The organism is Citrobacter sp. Cpo071 (genome assembly GCF_030332765.1).
GTDB lineage: Bacteria > Pseudomonadota > Gammaproteobacteria > Enterobacterales > Enterobacteriaceae > Citrobacter > Citrobacter portucalensis.
Genome location: NZ_JAOWHE010000087.1, coordinates 375,991 through 402,280, shown reverse-complemented (window position 1 = coordinate 402,280; position 26,290 = coordinate 375,991). Strand labels below are relative to the sequence as shown.

Annotated in this window: 28 protein-coding genes; 15 read left to right on the top strand and 13 right to left on the bottom strand. The window is 51.0% G+C overall.

The window, feature by feature from the left end; translation table 11 throughout:
* The first annotated feature begins 49 nt into the window (after window positions 1-49).
* The 3 genes from ybeD (at window position 50) to lipA (ending at window position 2,241) form a co-directional block, all read left to right on the top strand.
* Entirely contained in the window at window positions 50-313 is a 264-nt protein-coding gene (ybeD, locus tag OGY09_RS24725; protein ID WP_003022706.1) for a DUF493 family protein YbeD, read from the top strand.
* A 114-nt stretch (window positions 314-427) separates the two neighbouring features.
* Window positions 428-1,069 (top strand): lipoyl(octanoyl) transferase LipB, encoded by a 642-nt coding sequence (lipB, locus tag OGY09_RS24720; RefSeq protein ID WP_032942682.1) that lies wholly within the window; start codon window positions 428-430, stop codon window positions 1,067-1,069.
* Between the two features lie 206 nt (window positions 1,070-1,275).
* A complete protein-coding gene (lipA, locus tag OGY09_RS24715; RefSeq protein WP_003022702.1) occupies window positions 1,276-2,241 on the top strand; it encodes a lipoyl synthase in 966 nt (321 codons plus the stop codon).
* Between the two features lie 98 nt (window positions 2,242-2,339).
* Here lipA and tatE read toward each other — a convergent pair whose 3' ends face one another.
* Window positions 2,340-2,543 (bottom strand): twin-arginine translocase subunit TatE, encoded by a 204-nt coding sequence (gene tatE / locus OGY09_RS24710; RefSeq protein WP_003022699.1) that lies wholly within the window; start codon window positions 2,541-2,543, stop codon window positions 2,340-2,342.
* A 128-nt stretch (window positions 2,544-2,671) separates the two neighbouring features.
* Window positions 2,672-3,460, bottom strand: a complete 789-nt coding sequence (locus OGY09_RS24705; protein WP_032942681.1) for a deaminated glutathione amidase — start codon at window positions 3,458-3,460, stop codon at window positions 2,672-2,674.
* A gap of 90 nt (window positions 3,461-3,550) precedes the next feature.
* On the opposite strand from OGY09_RS24705, the gene crcB reads away from it, so the two are divergent.
* Window positions 3,551-3,934 (top strand): fluoride efflux transporter CrcB, encoded by a 384-nt coding sequence (crcB, locus tag OGY09_RS24700; protein WP_003831281.1) that lies wholly within the window; start codon window positions 3,551-3,553, stop codon window positions 3,932-3,934.
* 52 nt (window positions 3,935-3,986) lie between these two features.
* On the opposite strand, the gene cspE is transcribed toward crcB, so the two are convergent.
* Window positions 3,987-4,196: a transcription antiterminator/RNA stability regulator CspE gene (gene cspE / locus OGY09_RS24695; RefSeq protein WP_000034825.1), complete on the bottom strand. Its 210-nt coding sequence runs from the start codon at window positions 4,194-4,196 to the stop codon at window positions 3,987-3,989.
* A gap of 188 nt (window positions 4,197-4,384) precedes the next feature.
* Window positions 4,385-4,948, bottom strand: a complete 564-nt coding sequence (gene pagP, locus OGY09_RS24690; RefSeq protein WP_003831280.1) for a lipid IV(A) palmitoyltransferase PagP — start codon at window positions 4,946-4,948, stop codon at window positions 4,385-4,387.
* A 462-nt stretch (window positions 4,949-5,410) separates the two neighbouring features.
* Here pagP and dcuC point away from each other — a divergent pair, with 462 nt between their 5' ends.
* Complete coding sequence (dcuC, locus tag OGY09_RS24685; RefSeq protein WP_003022136.1) at window positions 5,411-6,796, top strand: anaerobic C4-dicarboxylate transporter DcuC; 1,386 nt, start codon at window positions 5,411-5,413, stop codon at window positions 6,794-6,796.
* A gap of 116 nt (window positions 6,797-6,912) precedes the next feature.
* On the opposite strand, the gene dpiA is transcribed toward dcuC, so the two are convergent.
* Both dpiA and dpiB read right to left on the bottom strand, forming a co-directional pair.
* On the bottom strand, window positions 6,913-7,593 hold the full coding sequence (gene dpiA, locus OGY09_RS24680; protein WP_003831279.1) for a two-component response regulator DpiA: 681 nt from the start codon (window positions 7,591-7,593) through the stop codon (window positions 6,913-6,915).
* A complete protein-coding gene (dpiB, locus tag OGY09_RS24675) occupies window positions 7,562-9,223 on the bottom strand; it encodes a sensor histidine kinase DpiB (protein WP_032942679.1) in 1,662 nt (553 codons plus the stop codon). Before dpiB ends, dpiA begins: the two co-directional genes overlap by 32 nt.
* Before the next feature lie 391 nt (window positions 9,224-9,614).
* Here dpiB and citC point away from each other — a divergent pair, with 391 nt between their 5' ends.
* From citC to rna, 8 genes are all read left to right on the top strand, one after another.
* On the top strand, window positions 9,615-10,691 hold the full coding sequence (gene citC / locus OGY09_RS24670) for a [citrate (pro-3S)-lyase] ligase (RefSeq protein ID WP_003831277.1): 1,077 nt from the start codon (window positions 9,615-9,617) through the stop codon (window positions 10,689-10,691).
* Window positions 10,688-10,984 (top strand): citrate lyase acyl carrier protein, encoded by a 297-nt coding sequence (citD, locus tag OGY09_RS24665; RefSeq protein WP_003831276.1) that lies wholly within the window; start codon window positions 10,688-10,690, stop codon window positions 10,982-10,984. Before citC ends, citD begins: the two co-directional genes overlap by 4 nt.
* Window positions 10,981-11,889, top strand: coding sequence for an aldolase/citrate lyase family protein (locus tag OGY09_RS24660; protein WP_003831275.1), 909 nt, complete (start codon window positions 10,981-10,983; stop codon window positions 11,887-11,889). The genes citD and OGY09_RS24660 overlap by 4 nt, the downstream gene beginning before the upstream one ends.
* Window positions 11,890-11,898: 9 nt before the next feature.
* A complete protein-coding gene (gene citF / locus OGY09_RS24655; RefSeq protein ID WP_008784078.1) occupies window positions 11,899-13,431 on the top strand; it encodes a citrate lyase subunit alpha in 1,533 nt (510 codons plus the stop codon).
* Between the two features lie 3 nt (window positions 13,432-13,434).
* Complete coding sequence (gene citX / locus OGY09_RS24650; RefSeq protein ID WP_008784077.1) at window positions 13,435-13,989, top strand: citrate lyase holo-[acyl-carrier protein] synthase; 555 nt, start codon at window positions 13,435-13,437, stop codon at window positions 13,987-13,989.
* The gene (gene citG, locus OGY09_RS24645) at window positions 13,958-14,863 is read left to right on the top strand and encodes a triphosphoribosyl-dephospho-CoA synthase CitG (protein WP_003831272.1); all 906 of its coding nucleotides are present in this window, start codon (window positions 13,958-13,960) and stop codon (window positions 14,861-14,863) included. Before citX ends, citG begins: the two co-directional genes overlap by 32 nt.
* A 25-nt stretch (window positions 14,864-14,888) precedes the next feature.
* Window positions 14,889-16,352, top strand: coding sequence for a citrate/succinate antiporter CitT (citT, locus tag OGY09_RS24640; protein WP_003022114.1), 1,464 nt, complete (start codon window positions 14,889-14,891; stop codon window positions 16,350-16,352).
* A gap of 110 nt (window positions 16,353-16,462) precedes the next feature.
* On the top strand, window positions 16,463-17,269 hold the full coding sequence (gene rna / locus OGY09_RS24635) for a ribonuclease I (RefSeq protein WP_032942677.1): 807 nt from the start codon (window positions 16,463-16,465) through the stop codon (window positions 17,267-17,269).
* Between the two features lie 41 nt (window positions 17,270-17,310).
* On the opposite strand, the gene OGY09_RS24630 is transcribed toward rna, so the two are convergent.
* Together OGY09_RS24630 and OGY09_RS24625 are read right to left on the bottom strand one after the other, a co-directional pair.
* A complete protein-coding gene (locus OGY09_RS24630) occupies window positions 17,311-17,934 on the bottom strand; it encodes a flavin reductase family protein (RefSeq protein WP_032942675.1) in 624 nt (207 codons plus the stop codon).
* 96 nt (window positions 17,935-18,030) lie between these two features.
* Entirely contained in the window at window positions 18,031-18,861 is an 831-nt protein-coding gene (locus tag OGY09_RS24625; RefSeq protein ID WP_032942674.1) for an alpha/beta fold hydrolase, read from the bottom strand.
* 275 nt (window positions 18,862-19,136) lie between these two features.
* Here OGY09_RS24625 and rnk point away from each other — a divergent pair, with 275 nt between their 5' ends.
* Both rnk and uspG read left to right on the top strand, forming a co-directional pair.
* Complete coding sequence (rnk, locus tag OGY09_RS24620) at window positions 19,137-19,547, top strand: nucleoside diphosphate kinase regulator (protein WP_003831264.1); 411 nt, start codon at window positions 19,137-19,139, stop codon at window positions 19,545-19,547.
* A 183-nt stretch (window positions 19,548-19,730) separates the two neighbouring features.
* Window positions 19,731-20,159, top strand: a complete 429-nt coding sequence (gene uspG, locus OGY09_RS24615) for a universal stress protein UspG (RefSeq protein WP_003022101.1) — start codon at window positions 19,731-19,733, stop codon at window positions 20,157-20,159.
* A gap of 69 nt (window positions 20,160-20,228) precedes the next feature.
* On the opposite strand, the gene OGY09_RS24610 is transcribed toward uspG, so the two are convergent.
* From OGY09_RS24610 to ahpF, 5 genes are all read right to left on the bottom strand, one after another.
* Complete coding sequence (locus tag OGY09_RS24610; RefSeq protein ID WP_032942673.1) at window positions 20,229-20,996, bottom strand: dimethyl sulfoxide reductase anchor subunit family protein; 768 nt, start codon at window positions 20,994-20,996, stop codon at window positions 20,229-20,231.
* On the bottom strand, window positions 20,996-21,553 hold the full coding sequence (locus OGY09_RS24605; protein ID WP_008784074.1) for a 4Fe-4S dicluster domain-containing protein: 558 nt from the start codon (window positions 21,551-21,553) through the stop codon (window positions 20,996-20,998). Before OGY09_RS24605 ends, OGY09_RS24610 begins: the two co-directional genes overlap by 1 nt.
* On the bottom strand, window positions 21,550-23,820 hold the full coding sequence (locus OGY09_RS24600) for a molybdopterin-dependent oxidoreductase (RefSeq protein WP_286591080.1): 2,271 nt from the start codon (window positions 23,818-23,820) through the stop codon (window positions 21,550-21,552). Before OGY09_RS24600 ends, OGY09_RS24605 begins: the two co-directional genes overlap by 4 nt.
* Window positions 23,817-24,371 (bottom strand): TorD/DmsD family molecular chaperone, encoded by a 555-nt coding sequence (locus OGY09_RS24595; protein WP_032942671.1) that lies wholly within the window; start codon window positions 24,369-24,371, stop codon window positions 23,817-23,819. The genes OGY09_RS24600 and OGY09_RS24595 overlap by 4 nt, the downstream gene beginning before the upstream one ends.
* A gap of 222 nt (window positions 24,372-24,593) precedes the next feature.
* Complete coding sequence (gene ahpF / locus OGY09_RS24590) at window positions 24,594-26,159, bottom strand: alkyl hydroperoxide reductase subunit F (protein ID WP_020996553.1); 1,566 nt, start codon at window positions 26,157-26,159, stop codon at window positions 24,594-24,596.
* Window positions 26,160-26,290: the final 131 nt, after the last annotated feature.

Below are 26,290 nucleotides of genomic sequence, written 5' to 3'. Positions count from 1 at the left end.
CCCACGCGCTGTGGGAGTTATTATTTATTGATGTAACGCCGGAGCTGACATGAAAACCAAACTTAACGAACTGCTTGAATTCCCTACTCCATTTACTTACAAAGTAATGGGGCAGGCGTTGCCTGAGCTGGTTGATCAGGTGGTTGAAGTGGTACAGCGCCATGCGCCAGGTGATTACTCTCCGACGGTAAAACCGAGCAGCAAAGGCAACTACCACTCGGTCTCAATCACTATTACTGCTACACACATTGAGCAGGTTGAAACGCTGTACGAAGAATTAGGCAATATCGATATCGTACGCATGGTACTGTAAAAACCTGTTGGTTACCCGCTGCATCCCCGCTCGGGTAACCCCTCCCTCCTGTGATATACTTTTCCCCCTCTTTTATATTCTCTACTCTATGTGAGTATCTACGGAGATGCCGTTTTGTATCAGGATAAAATTCTTGTCCGCCAGCTCGGTCTTCAACCTTACGAGCCAGTTTCTCTGGCCATGCACGAATTCACCGATACCCGCGATGAAAACAGTTATGACGAAATCTGGCTGGTAGAGCATTATCCTGTTTTTACCCAGGGTCAGGCAGGTAAAGCAGAGCACGTACTGATGCCAGGAGATATTCCGGTGATCCAGAGCGATCGTGGCGGTCAGGTGACTTATCACGGGCCGGGCCAGCAGGTCATGTATGTGCTGTTGAACCTGAAGCGTCGTAAACTTGGCGTTCGCGAACTGGTTACGCTGCTGGAGCAAACCGTTGTGAATACCCTTGCGGAAATCGGTATTGACGCCCACCCGCGAGCCGATGCGCCTGGCGTATACGTTGGAGAGAAGAAAATCTGCTCTTTGGGGTTACGTATTCGTAAAGGTTGTTCATTTCACGGCTTAGCGCTCAATGTGGATATGGACTTGTCGCCTTTCCTGCGTATCAATCCTTGTGGTTATGCCGGAATGGAAATGGCGAAGGTATCGCAGTGGGATAGCACCGCCACGACCGAGAGCGTTCGCCCCCGGCTGCTGGCCAACATTCTGGCGCTGTTGGGTAACCCACCGCACGAGTACATTGCGGACTGAAAATACGCGCATACTTTGCCACGGCATATGTTGTGGCAAATGGCACAAAACAACAACTATTTTACATTTTGCCAGCCTGTCAGGCTGCTTTCTGGCCCGTTTCAATGATATACTGCGTATCACTAATTCAAAAATAGTTGATAAATGCAACATTCCCTTGAATTGAAACGCTTTCCTTCGTAATTCGCAACTGGAACACGCAAGCTATGAGTAAACCCATTGTGATGGAACGCGGTGTTAAATACCGCGATGCCGATAAGATGGCTCTTATCCCGGTAAAAAATGTGGCAACAGAGCGTGAAGCCCTGCTGCGTAAACCGGAATGGATGAAAATAAAACTGCCAGCGGACTCCACTCGCATCCAGGGCATCAAAGCGGCAATGCGCAAAAATGGCCTGCACTCTGTCTGCGAAGAAGCTTCCTGCCCTAACCTGGCTGAATGTTTCAATCACGGAACTGCAACCTTTATGATCCTCGGCGCAATCTGTACCCGCCGTTGCCCATTCTGTGACGTTGCCCATGGCCGTCCGGTTGCTCCTGATGCTAACGAGCCGTTAAAACTTGCTCAGACGATTGCTGACATGGCGCTGCGCTATGTCGTCATTACCTCCGTTGACCGCGACGATCTGCGTGACGGCGGCGCTCAGCACTTTGCTGACTGCATCACCGCTATTCGTGAGAAAAGCCCGTCGATTAAAATCGAAACGCTGGTGCCTGACTTCCGTGGTCGTATGGATCGTGCGCTGGATATCCTCACGGCCACCCCGCCGGATGTGTTTAACCACAACCTCGAAAACGTACCACGTATTTATCGCAATGTTCGTCCAGGTGCTGACTACAACTGGTCACTGAAGCTTCTGGAACGTTTCAAGGAAGCGCACCCGGAGATTCCGACCAAATCAGGTCTGATGGTCGGTCTGGGCGAAACCAATGCGGAAATCATTGAGGTCATGCGTGACCTGCGCAGTCATGGTGTAACCATGTTGACGCTGGGGCAGTATTTACAGCCAAGCCGCCATCACCTGCCGGTTCAACGCTATGTGAGCCCGGATGAGTTCGATGAGATGAAAGCCGAAGCTATGGCAATGGGCTTTACCCATGCAGCCTGCGGTCCATTCGTTCGCTCTTCATACCATGCTGACATGCAGGCCAAAGGGCTGGAAGTGAAGTAATCGTGTAATACTCACTTACATATCAGCAATAAAAAAACCGGCAAATTGCCGGTTTTTTTTCATGCAGAGTATGCAGTAAGAGCATCATGCTCCTGACATTACTCTTTATGAGAAAGCTTCTCAGCCTGAACGCTACCATCAGCATCTTTCTTAGCATCGGCATTATCGTCGTTCATTGCTTTCTTGAAGCCCTTGATTGCCGTTCCCAGGTCTCCACCCAGTGTACGTAACTTCTTGGTACCAAACAGCAGAACAACCAGTGCGGCAACCACCAGCAGTTTGGTAATACTAATCTCACCCATAGATACCTTCTTGACTTAAACCAGGCTGCATAAAGCGCCATATTAACCTGAGAATATTAACGGCCTTTCGACGCGCGCACACAATAGCAATCTGTAACAAGGTGAATCAAGCCTTGTTTAAAAAAACGTCATAATAATTGCGGTGGCGCAAAGCGTCGGTTACTTAACACCGGGAGTTGTGCCCTAACCTGCCTCACCCGCTCGGCGGAAACCTCGGCCATAATTAGCGTGGGCGTTTCTGCCGCAGCAGCAATGGTCACACCAAAGGGGTCGATGACCCTGCTTTGGCCGATATTCTTGTTACCGCACTCTCCCGCCGCAATCAAGTAACACGTCGCATCTAACGCTCTTGCCGCCAAAAGCGTAGCCCAGTGATGTTCTTTAAGCGATCCCCGAACCCAGGCTGCGGGTAAGACAAGAATTTCCGCTCCCTGCAATGCGTGCGCCAGCGCCAACTCAGGAAAGCGCAGATCATAACAGGTCATTAACCCTACTTTTAACCCGTCTACGTCCAGCAGCGGCGCTATGGCGTCCCCTGCATCCACATTTCGTGACTCCTGAATCGAAAAGGCATCATAGAGATGTAATTTAGCGTAATGGGCCACGACCTGACCTGCCCGTAGCGCCACCAGCATGTTAAACGCCCGGCCTGGCACAGAAGGAACATGAATCGTCAGGATTGTCGTCATCTCGTTTTGCGCGCTTTCTCGCAGTAAGCGCGTCAAAAATCCGCCCTCCAGCAGTTGAGCTGATTTCACTGACAGGTCTGGGTCCAGATCGTCACGGGCCAGAAGCGCCTCCGGTAATACCAGCAGCGACGCCCCCTCTCCTGCAGCCTGAGACATCAAAAAGACGCAGGTTTCTGCATTTTTTTCCCATGAAGGTCCCACGGCAAATTGCCCTGCTGCAACGAACATATTCCCTCCAGAAAACGTTGTTAGGCTCGCCAACCACGATTATTCAGCGTTACACTCATCCTATATACAATCAAATAGCAGGATTATGCAGTGTTACAACTCCTTTTAGCGGTTTTTATCGGTGGTGGTACAGGTAGTGTAGCAAGATGGATGTTGAGCATGAGGTTTAACCCGCTACATCAGGCCATCCCATTCGGTACGCTGGCTGCAAACTTACTTGGCGCATTTATCATTGGTATGGGTCTGGCGTGGTTTAATCGCATGACTAACATTGATCCAATGTGGAAGGTACTGATTACCACTGGCTTTTGCGGGGGACTAACAACGTTTTCCACTTTCTCAGCTGAGGTGGTGTTTTTGCTACAGGAAGGACGCTTTGGTTGGGCTATGGTGAATGTACTGGTTAATCTGTTGGGATCATTTGCGATGACCGCCCTGGCATTCTGGCTGGTTTCGGCCTCTCCCGCGCACTGAAGCGAAAAAAAACCCGCAATTAAGCGGGTTTTGAATGCTTGCTGTCGTATGCTTACAGAGCGATTACGTTTGCAGCAGAAGGGCCTTTGGCACCGTTAGTGATTTCGAACTCTACACGCTGACCTTCAGCCAGAGTTTTAAAACCATTGGTCTGGATTGCAGAGAAGTGTACGAACACGTCTTTGCTGCCATCTTCCGGAGTAATGAAACCGAATCCTTTGGACTCATTAAACCACTTAACGTTACCTTTAATCTTAGACATCAAAATTACCTTTACATGAAAAATAGACACAAATGCTGTGTCGGGTATCAGTACAACAATTGTGGTGGACTTTGTCCAGTCGAACTTTATCAAAAAGTGATAAATGTCGCGTTATTTTTCAGTTAAAGTTAATATGACACTGTTTTAAAAGACTTTTTAATAATCCACCTGACAATACAGGTAGTCCATCAAAACTGGAAACGCATCCATGCAAAGTAGACGTTACCGTTGTTGTACGTTCCCGGAATGTAGGTCATCTGGAACGTTGCCGGACCATACCCTATCGATGCCAGCGGTAACAGCACGGGAACCGGAATGTAGTTCCAGTTATCGCGCGCGGTAAAACCAGCGGTAAAACCGAGACCTGTATGAAAATTTTCATCTGCCAGCGGTCGCCAGGTTTTTTCCCAGCCATAACCACCAATGGGTTCCCATTTATTGTAGGAATCCTTAAAGGCCATTATATAAAGCCCGTGCCAGTTACCTTTATCATCCCAACGGGATTGACCAAAGCCCGCCCCCCATGGGCGTTCATTGTAGCGATCCGTTTTTTCTTTATCATAAGCAAAACGAGCATGCCAGGTAATAGCCGGCACGTACAGATCATAATGTTCTGGCTGCTGCCAGGTTTCACTGACATTGTCTTTAAAAGTAGCGAACCAACCTTTATCTTCAGCAGCGCCCTGGGGAATGAAAGCTAACTGAATAAAAAGAAATGAAAAAATGAGAAAATATCGTTTAGCGACAATCACAACTTAATTACCATCCTGGGATTTATTATTAATTGTAGCAAACCCAACCTTAATGTTAGCTTAACAAAAATGCGCAGCTAAAAAATCAGAATAATCCTCAGCCTATAATTTTTAAGATAATTATCCATGAGTTTATTGAGCCATCTAATAGGAACTATTTTCTCTTTATTGCCAATAAATTGTTCTTTCCTGCGAAAAAAGTTAAATAGCATCACAATAAATTAACAATTGATATTCATCATCGCCACAAAACACACACATCAGCGCTGCGCTTCACAGTTTCTTATTGTGAGATTCTTTTTTTAACCACGATGCTGAAAAAACGGCTTAACCATCGCTTGAATCCGTATTTTTATTGATTTTAATCAGCAAGAGTTATCGGTTTATTAGGCACATTCTGTCACCACTTTTTACTTTTTTTAGTTTTTTTACTTTCTGGGCAGCAATGCGACAGGGGAAACGATGTTGACATTTATTGAACTCCTTATTGGAGTTGTGGTTATTGTGGGTGTAGCGCGCTACATCATTAAAGGTTATTCCGCGACAGGCGTACTGTTTGTTGGCGGTCTGGTTTTGCTGATTATCAGTGCGCTGATGGGGCATAAAGTTTTGCCGTCCAGCGCGGCATCGACGGGCTATACGGCAACAGACATTGTTGAATATATTAAAATTTTGCTGATGAGCCGTGGTGGCGATCTCGGCATGATGATCATGATGCTGTGTGGTTTTGCCGCTTATATGACCCACATTGGCGCGAACGATATGGTCGTTAAGCTGGCCTCCAAGCCTCTGCAATACATCAACTCTCCTTACCTGCTAATGATTGCCGCCTATTTTGTCGCCTGCCTGATGTCACTGGCGGTTTCGTCAGCAACCGGTCTGGGCGTATTGCTGATGGCAACACTGTTCCCGGTCATGGTTAACGTTGGGATCAGCCGTGGTGCCGCAGCGGCCATTTGTGCCTCCCCTGCTGCAATTATTCTTTCACCAACATCCGGTGATGTGGTGCTGGCGGCAAAAGCTGCGGAAATGCCGCTGATCGATTTCGCCTTTAAAACCACGCTGCCAATTTCCATTGCCGCCATCATTGCTATGGCGATTGCCCACTTTTTCTGGCAGCGTTTTCTGGATAAAAAAGAGAACATTTCTCATGAAATGTTAGATGTGGCTGAAATCACCACGACTGCTCCGTCATTTTACGCCATTCTGCCGTTTACCCCGATTGTTGGCGTCCTGATTTTTGATGGTAAATGGGGTCCACAGCTGCATATCATTACGATTCTGGTTCTGTGCATGCTCATCGCGGCTATTCTGGAGTTCGTACGTGGGTTCAACACCCAAAAGGTTTTCTCTGGTCTGGAAGTCGCTTACCGTGGCATGGCGGATGCCTTTGCTAACGTGGTGATGTTGTTAGTCGCTGCGGGTGTTTTTGCCCAGGGCCTGAGCACAATCGGCTTTATTCAGAGTCTGATTTCTATCGCTACCTCGTTTGGTTCGGCGAGCATTATTCTGATGATGGTGCTGGTGATCCTGACTATGCTGGCGGCAATGACTACGGGTTCCGGTAACGCCCCGTTCTATGCCTTCGTTGAGATGATCCCTAAGCTGGCGCATTCCTCCGGCATTAACCCAGCTTACCTTGTTATCCCGATGCTGCAGGCGTCAAACCTTGGACGCACAATCTCCCCGGTCTCCGGCGTGGTGGTTGCTGTTGCTGGTATGGCGAAGATTTCTCCGTTCGAAGTGGTGAAACGTACCTCGGTTCCGGTTCTGGTTGGGTTGTTGGTTGTGATTATCGCAACTGAAGTGATGGTACCAGGTTCTTCTTCAGCCGTCGTTGGCGGCTGATACTCAGAGAAATGTAGGCCGGATGAGGCATTCACGCCGCATCCGGCATTTCGACTGCAACGTTGCCGGATGTCGATGCTAAAGCATCTTATCCGGCCTACGTCAGAAATCAGCATTTAGCCGCCGTGATAGATACGCTGCGGCCTACCCACCTTACCGTGAATAATCTCCGCAATAATCAAATGACGGCTGGCACAGTACTCCAGGTAGCGTCTGGAAGTCGTTCGGCTGATGGTGAGCGCTTGGGCGATCGTTTCTGCTGTATGGTGTACCGTCGGATCGGCAAATAATTTCAACACTGCATTCAGTGTTAACGCATCAATCCCAGTCGGTAAATCCCCTTTCGGCTCGCCCCGCGCGTAGGCATTAAACATCTCATCAATCTGCTTTTGACTGGCGCTATCATTACCGGCCAACATGCGTCGACGCTGTTGATAACGCGTCAGGGTCTGCCCCAGCCGCTCGTAGGCAATGGGTTTGACCAGGTAATCAAACGCGCCGCTGCGCACAGCTTCGGAGACTGTTTCCATGTCGCTGGCCGCCGTGGTAAACACCACACCGCCCGGATAACGTGCCTGGGTTAGCTCATGCAATAACGTAATTCCCTTGCCGTCCGGCAAGTAGTTATCGAGCAGAATCAAACCGGGCTTAAAACGCTCAATCATCATCCTCGCCTGCGCAAGATTACCCGCCAGCCAAATCTGGCTGAAGCCGGGTATATGGCGGATATATTCAGCATGCATTTCCGCCAGTAGCGTTTCATCCTCAACGATCAATAGCGTTAATGGTTCCGTCATTGTTTTTTTTCACTTTCGGAAGAAATAAAGAAAATAAGGTGCCGCAGGGGGAGTTATCTTCAAGCGTAATCACCCCGTCACAGCGCCTCACATAACTTGCAATAAGATACAAACCGATGCCATGTTCACCTGGTTCATCGGTACGGGTGCTCACACCCTGTTCAAAGATTTTTTCACGCAATGCTTCCGGCACACCGCATCCCTGATCGGCAACTTCGATGATCACGTCATCCCCTTCATCGCTTAAATAGAGTTCGACGACCTTGTTGCCTTGCTGGGTGCGCAAGCTCGCTTCAAATGCATTATCAAGCAGATTGCCAACAATTGCTGCAAACTCTGTGCTATCCAGCCCCTCGGGGAGTTGATGCAGTTGGCTTCCTGGAACAATAGCCATGGTGAGACCCAGTTCCCGCGCGCGCTGCACCTTGCCAAACAACAGACCGGCTACCTGACGATCGGCAAACGCGCCGCGCAGGCTGTCAATCAGTTGCTGTTGCGCCTGGGATTCTCCCTGCACCATGGCCAGAACCTTGTCATACTCTTTCATTTGCAGCAGACCATTGATAGTCGACATCCAGTTCAGATGCTCATGACGCAGCGTTCTCAGGCTCTCTACATACTGTTTGATCTGCGTTAACTGCGCATTAAGAGTAGCAATTTCATCTTTACTACGAAAACTGATGATTGCCCCAAGCAGTTCGTCACCGGAGCGAATCGCCTCACGGTTGGCGATAACGCTCAGTCCATTAAAGTTGACCATCGCGTCCTGTCGTTTTTCCGCAATCTGTTGGGTGAAAAAGTCCGCTGGCTGAACCACCTCACTCACCGGTTTTCCAAGCCACTTTCTCCCAGGTGAAGACAGCCCCAGCATTTTCCTCGCACTGCGATTTATTGCGGTGATATATCCATCAGGATCCACGGCAATCAATCCTTCATATACCGAGCTAAACAACGCTTCCTGCTGACGTACCACCCGCGCAATTTGTTTCGGTTCCATACCCAACATCTGCCGACGAATATGGGCAGCGAAAAACCAGGAGAGCAGCATAAGTACCAGCAACAGCAGGATAAACACGCCGGCCATCGGAAGTAAAAAGTCCGATCGCCAGCTATCGATTTTGCTGATCAGATAACCAATTGAGACCACGCCAATGATTTTGCCATCGTCATCAAAGATGGGCGTTTTAGCGCGCATTGCCATCCCAATGGAGCCTTTACCGGTAATAAAGTAGCTCTCGCCTTTTTCCAGCGCACCGGGTTTGGTGAACTGCATCGGATAGCCAATCTTTTCCGGGTTCGGATGATATAGACGAATGGAGTTGGTATCCCCGATAACCACATAGTCGAAGTCAGTTCCGCTCTGCAGTTTGTCGGCAATCGTCGCCAACCGCTTGTAATCACGATGCTTAACCGCCGTGATGATACTGTCGTTAGAGGCGATGATTTTGGCCTGATTCATTGCCATATCGCGGACATGCGTTGCCAGATAATCTTCAAAGCTGGCGGTGAAGTATTGTGCCAGGGCGGCGATGATAAAAACAGAAACGACCAGAATGAGCAGAAAGATACGTAAAGGAAACGCCAGACTGCGGAAAATAGGAAACCGTGTTTTATTTTTCTGTTCTGCCATCACATTTTTCCTCACCGACGTTAACTAAAACTAATTTCTCATTGTAGTTGTAATTAAAATGTTCTATTTACACGTTATGGTATAAAACAAGATCGTTGCAGATTCCCCACCTTAAATCAATTAAACAAATTAAAACCACACCTTATTTTAGGGTTAAATTAATTAAAAAACTTAAAACCATAAAACACATTAAAACCTTCTAACTTATTGTGAAATAAATCAAAAATTACCTCCAAAATACCCCTTACGATGTATGCAGCAGGGAAAAAAAGAAATACTCCGTAATAAAAAACCATTCCCTTCAATTGCAAACAAAACGTTATCAGGTTGCTAAACAGAGCAACAAAAACAGAAACCCAGTAACAAATATAGCATCGGGGCTCTATTCACTATGTTCGGTAATAATATATTCACGCAAGTTAAACGCTCAGAAAATAAAAAAATGGCGGCTATCGCGCAATTTCTGAAAGAGAATGATTTGAGCGTAGATACGACCGTCGAAGTATTTATCACCGTCACCCGTGACGACCGTCTGATTGCCTGCGGTGGTATCGCTGGGAATATTATTAAGTGTGTCGCAATCTGTGAATCTGTCCGCGGCGAGGGTTTAGCGCTGACGCTGGCGACCGAGTTAATCAACCTTGCCTATGAACGTCATTGTACGCACCTCTTCATCTATACCAAAACCGAGTACGAATCGCTGTTTAAACAGTGCGGTTTTTCTACGCTCACCAGCGTTCCCGGCATTATGGTATTGATGGAAAACAGCACCACACGTCTGAAACGCTACGCCGAATCACTGGCAAAACAGCGTCATGATGGGAAAAAAATTGGCTGTATCGTCATGAACGCCAATCCCTTCACCAACGGACACCGTTTTCTGATCCAACAGGCGGCCGCGCAATGTGACTGGCTGCATCTGTTTTTGGTGAAAGAAGATACCTCACGTTTTCCGTATGAAGACCGCCTGGATCTGGTGCTTAAAGGAACAAAAGACATTCCACGTTTAACCGTGCATCGCGGTTCGGAGTACATCATTTCCCGCGCCACGTTCCCGTGTTACTTCATCAAAGAGCAGAGCGTTATTAACCACTGCTACACCGAAATAGACCTGAAAATCTTCCGCCAGTATCTGGCTCCGGCTCTCGGCGTCACGCACCGCTTCGTCGGTACTGAGCCGTATTGCACCGTCACCTCCCAGTATAACAACGACATGCGTTACTGGCTGGAGACCCCAACGCTTCCCGCCCCACCGATTGAACTGGTGGAAATTGAGCGGCTGTGTTTCCAGGAGATGCCGATTTCCGCCTCCTGGGTGCGCAAGCTGCTGGTTAAAAAAGATCTCACGGCTATCGCATCCCTGGTCCCTGACGCCACGCTGCAGTATCTGCAAAGCATGGTTGAACGAGCCTCATCGGGTGCGGCAGTCCGCCAAAATACCCCCGCATTAGCAACAGGTGAAAAATGAAAATAAACCAGGCAGCCGTCGCAGGCACACTCGAGTCCGGTGATGTGATGATTCGCATCGCCCCACTCGATTCGCAGGATATTGACCTGCAGGTTAACAGTAGCGTCGAAAAGCAGTTCGGTGATGCCATCCGGGCCACCATTCTGGACGTTCTGTCCCGCTACAACGTACGCGGCGTGCAATTGAATGTTGATGATAAAGGCGCACTGGACTGCATTTTACGTGCGCGACTGGAAGCACTACTGGCCCGCGCTGGCGGTATTCCGGCACTGCCATGGGAGGATTGCCAGTGATTTCCGAATCTTTGCAACAACGTAAAACTCGTACTCGCCGCAGCATGTTGTTCGTACCGGGCGCCAATGCCGCCATGGTCAGCAACTCGTTCATCTACCCGGCAGATGCACTGATGTTCGACCTGGAAGACTCCGTCGCGTTGCGTGAAAAAGATACCGCTCGCCGCATGGTGTACCACGCGCTGCAGCACCCGCTGTATCACGATGTTGAAACCATCGTGCGTGTAAACGCCCTCGACTCCGAATGGGGTATCAACGACCTTGAAGCCGTGGTACGTGGCGGTGCTGACATTGTACGTTTACCGAAGACCGATACCGCGCAGGATGTCATCGACATCGAAAGCGAAATTCTGCGTATCGAAAACGCCTGTGGCCGTGAGCCAGGCAGCACCGGTCTGTTAGCCGCCATCGAATCGCCGTTAGGCATTACCCGCGCGGTAGAAATTGCCCATGCTTCCGAACGTCTGATCGGTATTGCCCTGGGTGCGGAAGACTATGTACGTAACCTGCGCACTGAGCGCTCACCGGAAGGTACTGAACTGCTGTTTGCCCGCTGCTCTATTTTGCAGGCTGCACGTTCTGCCGGTATTCAGGCATTCGACACCGTGTATTCCGATGCCAACAACGAAGCGGGTTTCCTGCACGAAGCCGCACATATCAAGCAACTGGGTTTTGACGGCAAATCGCTCATCAACCCGCGCCAGATCGAACTCCTGCACAACCTGTACGCCCCAACGCGCAAAGAGCTGGCTCACGCCCGTCTGGTTGTGGAAGCCGCTGAAGCCGCTGCTCGCGAAGGTCGTGGCGTAGTTTCCCTGAACGGCAAAATGGTCGACAGCCCGGTTATCGAGCGCGCCCTTCTGGTTATCTCCCGTGCAGAACTTTCCGGCATTCGCGAAGAATAAGGCAAAAAAATGACGCAGAAAATCGAACAGTCTCAACGCCAGGATCGCGTGGCGACCTGGAGCCGTCATGCAGAAAGTGAGCTTTCCGCTTATCAGAGCACCGCAAAAGTAGAATTGCAGGCGCAAAAACCGCGCGACAAAAAGCTGTGCGCTAACCTGGAAGACGCCATTCGTCGTTCTGGTTTACAGGATGGTATGACCATCTCTTTCCATCACGCTTTTCGCGGTGGCGATCTGACGATTAACCTGGTGATGGACGCCATCGCCAATATGGGCTTTAAAAATCTGACGCTGGCCTCCAGCTCTCTGAGCGACTGCCATGCTCCACTGGTTGAGCACATCCGTCAGGGCGTGGTTAGCCGCATTTATACCTCCGGTCTGCGTGGCCCGCTGGCGGAAGAAATCTCACGTGGCCTGCTAGCCGAACCGGTACAAATTCACTCCCACGGTGGCCGTGTGCACCTGGTGCAAAGTGGCGAGCTCAGCATTGATGTGGCGTTCCTCGGCGTGCCGTCCTGCGACCAGTTTGGCAACGCCAACGGTTATACCGGTAAAGCGTGCTGCGGCTCACTGGGCTATGCCCGCGTAGACGCCGAAAATGCGAAACAGGTTGTCCTGCTGACTGAACAGCTGCTGACCTATCCGCATAACCCGGCCAGCATTACGCAGGATCAGGTAGATCTGATCGTGCAGATCGATCAGGTCGGCGATGCGGACAAAATTGGTGCCGATGCGACCCGCATGACCACCAACCCGCGTGAACTGTTAATCGCCCGTAGCGCGGCTGAGGTCATTGCTAATTCCGGCTACTTCAACGAAGGCTTCTCACTGCAGACAGGAACCGGCGGCGCTTCTCTGGCCGTTACGCGTTTCCTGGAAGACAAAATGCGCAGCCGCGATATCCGTGCCGACTTCGCGCTGGGCGGCATTACCGCTACCATCGTTGACCTGCACGAAAAAGGCCTGATTCGCAAACTGCTGGACGTTCAGAGTTTTGACCGTAACGCCGCGGAATCGCTGGCCCGCAATCCAAACCACATTGAGATCAGTGCCAACCAGTATGCCAACTGGGGCTCAAAAGGCGCATCCGTCGATCGTCTGGACGTCGTGGTGCTCAGCGCGCTGGAAGTTGATACCAGCTTCAACGTTAACGTACTGACCGGTTCTGACGGCGTACTGCGCGGCGCATCCGGCGGTCACTGCGATACCGCGGTTGCCGCTGCGCTGTCTATCATCGTCGCGCCGCTGGTTCGCGGACGCATCCCGACCCTGGTTGATAACGTGCTGACCTGCGTAACTCCAGGCTCCAGCGTTGACATTCTGGTCACTGACCACGGTATCGCCGTCAACCCTGCACGTCCGGAACTGGCAGAACGTCTGAAAGAAGCCGGTATGAAAGTGGTGTCCATTGAATGGCTGCGCGAACGTGCACAGCAGCTCACCGGTCAGCCACGCGCTATCGAATTCACTGACCGCGTGATTGCTGTTGTGCGTTACCGCGATGGTTCAGTGATTGACGTTGTGCATCAGGTGAAGGAATAAACCATGCACCTGCTCCCTGAATACGCCACCCGACACGAGGTTTCCATTCCCGAGCTGCTAGCCAGCCGCGATGAGAGACAGGCAAGGCAACAGGAGTGGCTGACACGCCACTCTGCACCGCTGGTCTCGTTTACCGTCGTCGCACCAGGACCGATTAAAGACAGCGAATTAACTCGTCGCATCTTTAATCATGGCGTAACCGCCTTGCTCGCGTTGGCGAAACAATCCACCTGGATTGTCAGGGAGCAAACAGCGCTGGTTTCTGCCAGCGGTCCAGAAGGTCTTTTGTCTATTGAGGCTCCGGCCCACGACCTCAAGCTCGCCACGATTGAACTTGAGCATTCACACCCGCTGGGACGGCTATGGGACATCGATGTCCTGACCCCTGAAGGGGAAATTCTGTCCCGGCGTCATTTCGCACTCCCTGCCCGCCGCTGTCTGCTGTGCGAGCAAAGTGCTGCCGACTGTGCGCGGGGTAAAACCCACGCGCTTTCCGACTTACTCACTCAGATGGAGGCACTGCTGCATGATGCCGATTCCCGCAACATCAACCAATAACGCAGTCCTTCCTCTGGATCTGCCTGATGCTTACGCAACGCTTGCGTGGCGCGCCATGTTGACTGAAGTCAACCTGTCGCCCAAACCCGGTCTGGTAGATCGTATTAACAACGGCGCGCATAAAGATATGGCGTTGGAAGATTTTCATCGCAGCGCTGAAGCGATTCAGTCATGGCTGCCACGTTTTATTGAGTATGGGGCGTTTAGCGCACAGCTGTCGCCTGAAGATGTATTGAAAGGACTGCGCCCGCTGGGCATGGCCTGCGAAGCCGATATGTTCCGCGCCACCGCCGGGGTGAACACCCATAAAGGGAGCATCTTTTCACTGGGACTGCTGTGCGCCGCCATTGGCCGCCTGCACCAGCTCCAACTCACTGTTACCGCTGAAACCATTTGCTCTACGGCAGCAACATTTTGCCGTGGCCTGACCGAGCGCGAACTGCGCCAGAACAATCAACAACTCACGGCTGGCCAACGTCTTTATCAGCAATTGGGATTAACCGGCGCACGGGGCGAAGCCGAAGCGGGATATCCGCTTGTCATCCAGCATGCCCTGCCGCACTACCGCGCACTGCTGACTCAGGGCCGCGACCCTGAACTGGCGTTACTCGACACATTATTGCTGCTGATGTCTATCAACGGCGACACCAACGTGGCTTCACGTGGCGGCGCAGAAGGTCTGCGTTGGCTACAGCAGCAGGCCACCGCCCTGATGCAGCAAGGGGGGATTCGTACCCCTGCCGATCTCGAATATCTACACCAGTTCGACCAACAGTGCATTGAACGCAACCTCAGTCCCGGAGGCTGCGCCGATCTGCTGATCGTCACCTGGTTCTTAGCTCAGATTTCACAAGTTCATCATTATCACAATTAAAGATCCTTTCCGGAGAATCACACACATGTCTTTAGCAAAAGATAAAATATGGAAGTTATTGGCCCCCCTGGTCGTCATGGGTGTCATGTTTCTAATCCCCGTCCCTGATGGAATGCCTCCACAGGCCTGGCACTACTTTGCCGTGTTTGTGGCGATGATCGTCGGTATGATCCTGGAGCCAATTCCGGCAACAGCGATCAGCTTTATCGCCGTAACGATCTGCGTTATCGGCAGCAACTATCTGCTGTTTGATGCTTCAGAACTGGCCGACCCGGCGTTTAAAGCGGGTAAGCAAGCGCTGAAATGGGGCCTGGCGGGCTTCTCCAGCACCACCGTGTGGTTGGTGTTTGGTGCGTTTATCTTCGCACTGGGTTATGAAGTCACCGGTCTGGGTCGTCGTATCGCGCTGTTCCTGGTGAAATTCATGGGTAAACGTACCCTGACGCTGGGCTATGCGATTGTTATCATCGACATTCTGCTGGCACCGTTTACTCCATCTAACACTGCGCGTACCGGTGGCACCGTATTCCCGGTTATCAAAAACCTGCCGCCGCTGTTTAAATCATTCCCGAACGATCCTTCCGCGCGCCGTATCGGTGGATATTTGATGTGGATGATGGTCATCAGTACCAGCCTGAGTTCCTCGATGTTCGTGACCGGCGCTGCGCCTAACGTGCTGGGTCTGGAATTCGTCAACAAAATTGCCGGTATTCAAATCAGCTGGTTGCAGTGGTTCCTCAGCTTCCTGCCGGTCGGTATTATTTTGCTGATCGTTGCTCCGTGGCTGTCCTATGTTCTGTACAAACCAGAAGTTACTCACAGTGCTGAAGTTGCCGCTTGGGCCGGTGATGAACTGAAAGGTATGGGTAAACTGACCCGTAAAGAGATAACGCTGATCGGTCTGGTATTGCTCAGTCTGGGTCTGTGGGTCTTCGGTGGTAAACTAATTGATGCAACCGCAGTGGGCCTGCTGGCTGTTTCCCTGATGCTGGCGCTGCACGTTGTACCGTGGAAAGACATTACCCGTTATAACAGCGCATGGAACACTCTGGTTAACCTCGCCACGCTGGTCGTTATGGCGAATGGTTTAACCCGTTCAGGCTTCATCGACTGGTTCGCCAACACCATGAGCACGCATCTGGAAGGCTTCTCGCCTAACGCGACCGTGATCGTACTGGTGCTGGTGTTCTATTTTGCTCACTACCTGTTTGCCAGCCTTTCTGCACACACGGCCACCATGCTGCCGGTTATTTTGGCTGTAGGTAAAGGCATCCCGGGCGTGCCGATGGAACACCTGTGTATCCTGCTGGTACTGTCCATCGGTATCATGGGCTGTCTGACTCCGTATGCAACGGGCCCTGGCGTTATCATCTACGGCTGTGGTTATGTGAAGTCCAAAGACTACTGGCGTCTGGGTGCTATCTTCGGCGTTATCTACATCTCCATGCTTCTGCTGGTCGGCTGGCCGATTCTGGCTATGTGGAGCTAATCATCCTGGTTCACGCCTGATGAAAATGATGCCAGTCAGCTAAACCTGACTGGCATTTTTTATGATTAAATAGATGATATTCAGAATTTATATAAGTATCCGAAATCATCATGACATCAACATGGCGTTATTCTTCGTTGCTGGCGGCACTCCTGCTGCCAGTTTCTGCGGCTCAGGCCGATGAACTTCAGGCAAAACAGTACGCTGATTTTGACAGCTACGTGCTGGCCCTCTCCTGGCAAACCGGATTTTGTCAGAGCCAACATGAGCGTAATCGTCAGGAGCCTGACGAATGTCGTCTGCAAAAAGAGAGCGCAGACAAAGCGGATTTTCTGACCGTTCACGGTTTATGGCCCAGCCTGCCTAAATCCATTGCCGCCCGTGGAGTAGACAATCGCCGTTGGATGCGTTTTGGCTGCGCGACTCGCCCTATTCCCAACCTGCCTGAAGCGCGCGCCAGCCGTAAATGCGCGGCCCCCGAAACCGGGCTGTCGCTGGAAAGCGCGGCAAAACTCAGCGCCGTAATGCCTGGTGCTGGTGGAAGATCATGTCTGGAACGTTACGAGTATGCCAAACATGGCGCGTGTTTCGGCTTTGACCCCGACGCGTACTTTGGCACGATGGTACGGCTGAATAATGAGGTTAAAAACAGCGAAGCGGGCAAATTCCTGGCGGAAAACTACGGCAAAACCGTCAGCCGTAGCGCATTTGACGCCGCCGTAGCCAAAAGCTGGGGCAAAGAGAACGTCAAAGCCGTGAAGCTAAGCTGCCACGGTAGTCCGGCGTATCTCACGGAGATCCAGTTGTCCCTGAAAGCTGACAACATCAACCAGACGTTATCTGCCCAGTCATTCCTACCGCAACCGCATCCGGGTAGCTGCGGTAAACAGTTTATTATCGACAAAGTGGGATACTGAAACTCGTGACCGACGCTGCAAGCTGGCGTCGGTCCGTAAACTTAGCGTTTTGCACGGGCGTCCGGGCGAACTAAATCAAAACGATGTGTTTCACTGATCGAATAATACGCCGTTGGCCCACCTGCACGCAGTACCGGTTTCGCTTTCGCCGTCTGATAGATGCCGTCTTCCAGGAGCGTTTCATCTATGTGAATGCCTACCACTTCCCCCAACACCAGCCAGGTATCAACCGGTGAGCCATCAGCGGTAGTCAGTTGCAGGCTTTGCGATAAGCGACACTCAAAATTGACCGGGCTTTGCGCCACGCGCGGCACGTTGACTATCCGGCTATCTGCCTTGCTAAGCCCGGCGGCAAAAAACTCGTCCTCACCGTGCGGCAAGCTGGCTGACGTTTCGTTCATCGCAGTGGCCAGCTCAAGAGTCGTCAGGTTCCAGACAAATTCACCGGTTTCGATAATATTCTGCACGCTGTCTTTCCAGCCGCTGCTGGCGAAACCGATAATCGGCGGATGATAGTTAAAACAGTTAAAGAAACTGTATGGTGCCAGATTGTGCCGACCGTTGCTGTCACGCGACGCAATCCAGCCAATCGGGCGCGGTCCAATGATGGCATTTAGCGGATCATGCGGTAAGCCGTGTCCCTGTGACGGTTGATAGAAATACATAGCGTTCCCTGTTGAAGTTAACGTCAGCGCAGCACAAATTATGCTTCGCTCATCCCCCTGGAAAAAGAAGATCAGCGTAGAACAATCTGCCAACGATTACGACTGAATAAAGTTGAGCAGGTCACCGTTGATCTGTTGCTTATGGGTGGTGCAGATGCCATGCGAGCCGCCGACATATACCTTCAACTGCGAGTCCGGCAGTATTTCCGCCGCGACTTTTCCGCAGGTGTCAAACGGAACAATCTGATCGTCATCACCGTGGATCACCAGCGTCGGGATGGTCATCTTTTTGAGGTCTTCACGCAGATCTGTTTCCGAAAACGCGTGTATACAGTCGTACAACGCTTTGATGGACCCTTGTAAGCCCTGTTCAACAAAACTTTCCCTGACGGCTTTCGACTCTTTTGCGCCAGGACGATTGTAGCCATAGAATGCAGCGGTCAGCTCATAGAAAAAGGCGGCGCGATCGTTCACAACCCCCTCACGGATGCCATCGAATACCTCTTTCGGCACGCCATTTGGGTTAAAGTCAGTCTTGATCATGATGGGCGTCACCGCGCCAATTAACACCGCTTTTGCCACCCGCTGCGTCCCATGCCGGCCAATATAACGAGCCACTTCCCCACCGCCGGTAGAGTGCCCAACATGTACGGCATCTTTAAGATTGAGATGCGCGGTAAGTTCAGCCAGGTCGTCAGCATACTGATCCATATGATGTCCATCCCAGGGTTGGGCCGAACGCCCATGTCCGCGCCTGTCATGGGCGATCACACGAAATCCTTTCGATCCAAGGAACAGCATCTGATCTTCAAACGCGTCTGCCGTCAGCGGCCAACCGTGACTAAACACAATAGGTTGTCCACTTCCCCAGTCTTTAAAATGCAAATAGCTGCCGTCTTTCAAGGTAAGTTTGTCGTACTGGCTCATGAGATCTCCTGTCGCGGAACACTGAGTTGTTTGACGCGCCCGCAGCGAGCGCTTAAAAAGCATAATGCAAATTGGAGAACGATCACGTTTTTCGGCTAAAATCACACCATATGCGACAATGTTGATGATTTACCTGAATGTGAACTAAATCACTTCAAACATGGGGTAAGTCTCAGTATCATCATAAAAGCTAAACCCTTGCCGCCTGACGGTGAGGGTTTTCTTTTGGGATTATTTACCTGCGCACCCGCAGTATCGACGACATGGAGTAATAAATGTCCAGACCAACTATCATCATTAACGACCTCGATGCGGAACGCATTGACCGCCTGTTGGAGCAACCTGCGTTTGCTGGTTTACCGATTGCCGACGCCCTTAACGCCGAGCTGGATCGTGCCCAAATGTGTTCTCCAGAAACCATGCCGCACGACGTCGTGACCATGAACAGCCGCGTGAAATTCCGCAATCTGAGTGATGGCGAAGTCCGTGTGCGTACCCTGGTGTATCCGGCTACTATGACTGACAGCAACACACAGCTTTCGGTAATGGCACCTGTCGGCGCTGCACTTCTGGGGCTGCGCGTTGGTGATACCATTCACTGGGAATTGCCAGGCGGGACCTCAACGCACCTCGAAGTTATCGAGCTTGAGTACCAGCCTGAAGCTGCAGGCGACTACCTGCGCTAACTCTGTCTTATCAAAGCCACTCGCTTTATCTTACAGGGGATGCATCCGCATCCTCTTTCCGGTTAGATCTCCCTGCTCCTCGCTTTCTTTCCTGTTCGCAAAACATAAATCTGTGTCGTGACTGACAGAATCATTTTTAATACTATGCTGTTATGTGTTCATGTAATGACAAGGAGAATGTTTATGTACAACACAATCATAATGCCAGTTGATGTATTCGAAATGGAACTGAGCGACAAGGCTATTCGCCATGCAGAATTTCTGGCCCAGGATAAAGGGGTTATCCATCTACTGCATGTGCTGCCAGGCTCAGCGAGCTTAAGCCTGCACCGCTTTGCAGCCGATGTCCGTCGTTTTGAAGAGCATCTGCAACACGAAGCGGAAACCCGTCTGCAAACGATGGTTGGTCACTTCAGCATCGATCCTTCCCGTATTAAACAACACGTCCGCTTTGGCAGCGTCCGTGACGTGGTCAACGAGTTGGGTGAAGAGTTGAATGCGGATGTCGTTGTCATTGGGTCGCGTAACCCATCAATCAGCACCCATCTGCTCGGCTCAAACGCTTCCAGCGTTGTTCGACACGCGACTTTGCCAGTGCTGGTTGTTCGTTAACAGCCACTGATTTGCTAAAGAAAACCCCTGCCAGGTTAACGCCTGACAGGGGTTTTTGTTACCTCACGATTAATACAAATGGCCGATATTCACGATGGAGCTGATCGTATCGCCAAAAAACGTCAGACGGCTCAGGAATACGCCAACAAACAGCAGGGCGAAAAGCGCTTTTGCGCGACGCTCGCCCTGACGGCTAAGCACAAAGGCCACCGCCAGACACACCAGACTCGCCAGATAAAGTGGCGACGTCAGCCAGGCATGCGCCGTCATCTGCATGATGGTGCCACCGCTTAGCCAGATAATGGGTGCGGTGATCATGACTGCCATACACACGGCAATCCCCTGGCGCAATGCAGCAACGGCAGGTGCGAGGTTAAGCAGTGGAATCGCAGCACACCCCATCACCCACACCGTGATGAAGAACAACAGCATTGTCAGACCGTTGGCGATCGCCACCATTGCCGGGGCGGCATAGGTCATCCCCTGTACCGCCACCAGCGCGATACCGAGAACAGAGGCCAGAACAGCTGGTGCTTTGTGCCCTTTTGCCAAAAACGTCACTCCGACAGCTGCACCGTATAAAGTGGCGCCCAGAATCTCTCGGCTCAGCCAGGCGTGCTGCAGGTTGATCAAGGCATCGTAGGCGCGATCCGGATGCGCAAGGTGTAATATCGCCGCCACGGACGCCGCCGCCAGAACCAGTCCACTTACCAGCCAGTACAGGCGCTTGCTCTCCAGTTTTCCTTGCAGCACACGCAGCGTCAGAATGAGCGTGATCCCAACCGACATTTGGCTTAATACGGTAAAAATGACCAGAGGAAGTTCATACTTTTCCATTACTTGGCCTCCGGCTGCTTTGGTTGACGCGCAAGGATAAAACGCGTGCCAGGATTAAGCTGCGGCATACGCGGGAATCCCGGCGGATACTGCACCGCATTATCAGGTATAGGATCGGCATCCAGATCGATAAGCGTCAGCGCACCTACCGGACAGGCATTCACGCACGCCGGCTGCATGCCAACATCAAGACGCTCATAGCACATGCTGCATTTTTCCGCTTTTTTCGTCTCTTCATTAAAGCGCGGCGCACCGTATGGACAGTTGCGAATACAGTTTTTGCATCCGATACAACGTTCCGGGTTATGCACTACAACGCCATCCTCACGTTTGGTGTACGCCTCTACCGGACAAGCTGCCAGGCAGGCCGGATTTTCGCAGTGGTTACAGGCCAGCGAGTAGAACGCTCGCTCTTCATGCGGATAAATTTCTTTATCCAGCGGGTAGACGTAGCGCCAGAAACGTTCTGGCTCCAGCTGGTTAAAACTCTTACACGCCATCGCACAGCCACGGCAGCCGATACACTTATCGCTATTAACTAAAAACGCGCGCCTCATGCCGCTGCTCCTTTATCGATCAAAATGATGTCCGCAAACTGACTATGGATGGCCGCACCTGGCGCACCAGTTTTCATCAAGCCCATATCGGCCGGAGTATCCGCCACAACGTTTTGAACGTTGTATTTCCGTTTCGGGAACCACGCCTCGTACATCACCAGGAAATCCTCCGGAACGTTAGCGGTTACCTTCGCACGTAACTCCACCTCACCTGCGGTGTTAAACACTTTCACCAGGTCATTTTCAGCGATGCCTCTTTTCCCGGCGGAAACCGGGTGCATATAAACAAACGGTTCAGGATAGAAGACCTGCATCCAGTCAAGGTTGATGAATTGGGAATGGATACCGAACTGGACATGCGGCGTAAACAGGTGGAATGGCAACGTGCTTTTTGCCTCCGGTTTGTATTCCGGCAGCGCCGTATGACCATTTTTCTCACACAGCTCAGATTTGAACTCAAACTTTCCAGAGGGCGTTTTAAACTTACGGTCATACCAGGCCGCAGAACTTGGCAGAATGGCTTTTTTCGGCCCTTCCAGTAAATCATCCCAGGAGGAGATACCAAACATTTTGGCCATTCCGTCATTGAACTCCTGGTCCAGCCAGCGCTTATGATCGAACTCCTGCGGGAATGTGCAAGAACCCGGCTCCAGCTTGTTGATTGTGCGGGAAAGTAAAACGGCGATTTCCAGATCGCATTTTGCCTCATACATTGGCTTAATTGCAGGCTGGTTGATTGAGAGCCAGTAGTGCCAATATGAGGCGTCTACGTTCCACTCTTCAAAGGCTGTGGTGACAGGCAAAACGATATCGGCATGCTGGACGGTCTCGTTAAAGAATTGGTCGGCGCACACCACCATTTCCAGTTTTTCGAATGCTTTTTCCATCTTGCTGCGATCAAAATCCTGAGCAAACGGGTTCTTACAGGCAACCCAAAGCATTCGGACAGGCGGCTCATTGGCTTCCAGAATTCCCTTTGCGGTCTGGTTGATATTCAACGAGCGATCGGAATACTGTGCGACTTCCCCCGCAGAACCAAACTCGCTGGTTGTGCCCGCCGCCCCCGGCATCCCAATGGAGCCTACCGGTGGCTTCTGCAACATGGCATTGTAGTTAAAGCCCCAGGTATGCAAATGACCGTAGCGAGCGCCACCGCCCTCAATGCCAATATTGCCGGTCATTGCCACAAAGGCATCGATCGCCCGTACGTTAGCGCCGCCGTTGACATGGCGCTGCATGCCGTAGCCAATCCACACAGTAGCAGGGTTAACCGCGGTAAATTCTTCCGCCAACTGGCGAATAACATCCGCCGACAGCCCGCAAATCTCAGATGCCCACTCTACGGTAACGTTATTACGCAAATACTCTTCAAATTCAGCATAGCCATGGGAATAGTTGTTAACGAAATCCTGATCAACCAATCCTTTGTCCACCAGGTGGCGTGCCATGCCCAGCGCCAGAGCGCCATCTGATCCTGGGCGAACGCGTAAATAGAGATCGGCTTTCGCAGCGGTTTGGGTTAACAGTGGATCGATAACGACCACTTTTGCGCCTTTTTCCCGCGCCTGATAGATGTACTTCATGGTGTGCATAGAGCACCAGGCCGGGTTAGCGCCCCAGATAATAATGTATTTGGCTTTCACCATATCTTCCGGGTCGTTACACCACATGTCGCCCATGTCGTAGTTTTGCGCGTCGATACCGGCTGGCCAGCAAGGTGTTCCGGCAAAACGGGTGGTGTAACCCAGTGAAGACATCATCCCTTCAACGGCATAGTTCAATACACCAAATTTGCCTGAGTACTTGGTCAGCGCCAGACCCAACATTGAACCATCTTTCTTTTTAATCTCCAGCATCTTGGTCGCAATGCGCTGCATTGCTTCATCCCAGGAGATACGACGCCAGTTATCGCTGCCGCGAACATCCTGAACCATCGGATATTTAATGCGGTCCGGGCTGTATACCCTACGTGGATAGCTCAATCCCTTCACACACGGAGTTCCATGCGTAAACATTGATTCAGGCGCGCCTTCCACAAAGGTGATGACGTCATCCTTCACCCAGGTTTTCAGGCTACAAGTGTCATAGCAGTTACGTGGACAGGCGTTACGATAGATTTTGTAGGTTTTGGGATTAAACGGAATTGGCGGTTGCGCCAATGCACAGCGTGAAGTCAGCAATCCCCCTGGCAGGGCAGCCACCGTTCCAAGGGCAATCAACCCTTTCAAAAATGAACGTCTGTTCAGAACTCCCGGTTCATTACTCATATTGATACTCTCGTGTTTAATTCATCAAGCCAAAAAGACAACCTTTCCGCGACGTTTTTCAACGTAACGGTTTGTGCATTTATATGTATTTTTTCTATATACGCGGGCATCCACATCGCTATATACTCAATTACATATCGAGTCATAACGATCTGGTATTCTGCTGATATCCTGGCATTAGCCGATAATAAAACTGCTAATTCCAATACGCAGGAAATATGATCATCCGGGATATTATTTACATGGTTTATAGATAGACCTATATTTGCCATGAATTCCCGAATTCTTAAGGTTGATTTACCCATTACGAGGGCATCTTCTTCAAGGTATACCGAAGCGAACGGCGGGGCTTTTAGCGTCTGCGGCCCAACAAATAGTGCATTGAAGTCGTACTCCGCCTCCAGCCACTCCTGCTCTGTTAGCGTTGAGGCATTTGTATCTAAAGCTGAATAAGCCGCTTTCAGCGTGTAACTATCGTGAGAGATAAAAAAATCACGTAACAATAACCCTGTCGATTCAAAGATCGTCAGGGTTTCATATATTTCACCCATGAATTAACCAACCATTTATTCACACAACAAATAAAAAAATAATGCAGGTTAATATAATAAAGATAACGCCCTCTCTTTCTTTGATGAAAATAATGATCAGGCTAATTAAGTGAATGTTTTAAACGGTTTATTGTTTCAAGAATTGACAATTTAAGTGTATGGAAATAAAAAACCGCCAGCGGATGACTGGCGGTTTTGGCATTGCAGGTGAGTCTTACTTTTTTATGCTACTGTCGTGCGAATCAGATAATCAAACGAACTCAACGAGGCCTTCGCGCCTTCACCGGTCGCGATGATAATCTGCTTATACGGTACGGTGGTGCAGTCACCGGCAGCGAAAACGCCTTTCACGCTGGTTTCGCACTTGGCATCGATGATGATTTCACCCATACGGTTACGTTCAACGGCGCCTTCCAGCCAGTTGGTGTTCGGCAGCAGACCAATCTGAACAAAGATACCTGCCAGTTCCACATTGTGAACATCGCCGCTCACACGGTCACGATACTCCAGGCCAGTAACTTTGCTGCCATCGCCTTTCACTTCTGTCGTTTGCGCATTCAGAATGATGTCGACGTTTTTCAGACTGCGAAGCTTATTTTGCAGCACCTGGTCGGCCTTCATTTCAGGGGCAAACTCCAGCAACGTCACATGTTCAACAATACCTGCCAGGTCGATAGCCGCTTCAACGCCGGAGTTACCGCCGCCAATCACCGCAACACGCTTGCCTTTAAACAGCGGGCCATCACAGTGCGGGCAGTAGGTTACGCCTTTGGTGCGATACTGATCTTCACCCGGAACGTTCATGTTGCGCCATTTCGCGCCGGTGGCGATGATAATGCTACGTGCTTTCAGCACCGCGCCGGAGGCCGTTTCAATCTGATGCAAACCGCCTTCCTGCGCTGCTGGAATGAGTTTGCTCGCGCTCTGGCTGTCAATCACATCGACATCATAATCATCAACGTGTGCTTTCAGCGCGCCTGCCAGTTTCTGACCTTCAGTTTTCGGTACTGAGATATAGTTTTCAATATCAACAGTATCAAGGACCTGACCGCCAAAACGTTCGCCCATCAGACCGGTGCGAATGCCTTTACGTGCAGAGTACACCGCTGCCGCCGCACCTGCAGGACCAGAACCGACAATCAATACGTCATAAGCATCGCGCTTATTCAGCTCTTCAGCCGCACGTTTTTCTGCGCCAGTATCCACTTTCGCCACGATCTCAGTCAGCGTCATACGCCCCTGACCGAACTCTTTGCCGTTCATAAATACCGCCGGAACGCCCATCACGTTACGATCGGTGATTTCGTTCTGGAAAGTACCGCCGTCAATCGCCGTATGTTTGATACGTGGGTTCAGCACCGCCATCAGGTTCAGCGCCTGCACCACGTCCGGGCAGTTATGGCAGGAAAGTGAATAATAGGTTTCAAATTCAAAATCACCGTCGAGATCGCGGATCTGCTCCAGCAACGTCTGCGCCTCTTTTGACGGATGACCACCGGTCCACAACAGCGCCAGCACCAGAGAGGTAAACTCATGACCCAGCGGAGAACCGGCAAAACGCGGTCCCTGGTGAGAACCGGGATTGGTAATCAGGAACGATGGCTTACGCACCGCCAGAGTATTGTCTTCTTTGAAGGTGACTTTTTCTGACAGTTCAGCAATTTCAGTCAGCAGTTCCTTGATTTCTGCCGATTTAGCGCTGTCATCCAGCGTCGCAATCAGCTCAACAGGTTTGGTCAGTTTCTCAAGGTAAGCCCTGAGCTGGGTTTTCATATTTGTGTCGAGCATTCTTCTTCCCTCTCTGAAAACATCATCATGCAAGCCGATTTTGCGGGACTGCATTAATGCAACTTGCGTCATGGTGCTGGAATGAAACAGGCGCAAATTTGCGCCTGTGGAATGCCGGATGCACTAGGTTT